The sequence below is a fragment of the Motilimonas pumila genome (genome assembly GCF_003596335.1).
In the GTDB taxonomy this organism is placed as follows: domain Bacteria; phylum Pseudomonadota; class Gammaproteobacteria; order Enterobacterales; family CBDFNC01; genus Motilimonas; species Motilimonas pumila.
On sequence record NZ_QZCH01000144.1, the window covers coordinates 1 to 623 of the forward strand.

The 623-nt window shown below is 48.6% G+C and carries 1 protein-coding gene; it reads right to left on the reverse strand.

Annotation, left to right across the window (positions count from 1 at the left end):
* Nucleotides 1-623 (reverse strand): transposase (locus tag D1Z90_RS21430; RefSeq protein WP_369122280.1); only part of this gene is annotated, 623 nt, incomplete at both ends.

Sequence of the window (623 nt, forward strand, 5' to 3'; positions counted from 1 at the left end):
TCTTATCATCTCTGATGGCTCTGCCGGTCCAATCCACTAAATCAAAATACTCTTCTAGATAAAAAGGTAAACAAGGCCGTTGATTGGCGTTGTGATCACGCGCAAAGGGCAACAACAAGCATTTGTTGTTTAGTGGCGGGGCAGAATGCTCGTCCGGCCGCACTCCTTGGCTGCTGGGCTTACCTTCAGGTGTTTGTTGGGCTTTAAATTGCGCAATACGTTCATAAATAGAAGTAAAATCTTGTGCGTCAACACTGTCGCACATCCCTGCCCGTATGGGGTTTAAATCCACATAAGCCATGCAAGCCAGTAACGCATTATCATCCAGTAAAGCTTGGCTTTTAAAGCGGCTTTCCCAGAAGTGGCCTTTGCAATGGTCTTCCTTGTTGGCTCTTCTGGCGATGTCTTCATTTAAGCAGCGCATAAACCAGCTAATGTCACAGAGGCGCTGGCGCCATACCTGAATGATATCTTGCACCGTAGCAAGCTCCGCCTCACCTTGAGGTGTGCCAGAGAGCCACTGGTCAACCAACAAAGGCAAAGAAAATAACTGTTGCCAGCGGCTCACCACGGCCTCATCACTTAAGCGGCTATTTTGCGCCATGTTGATATGCAGCACGAGG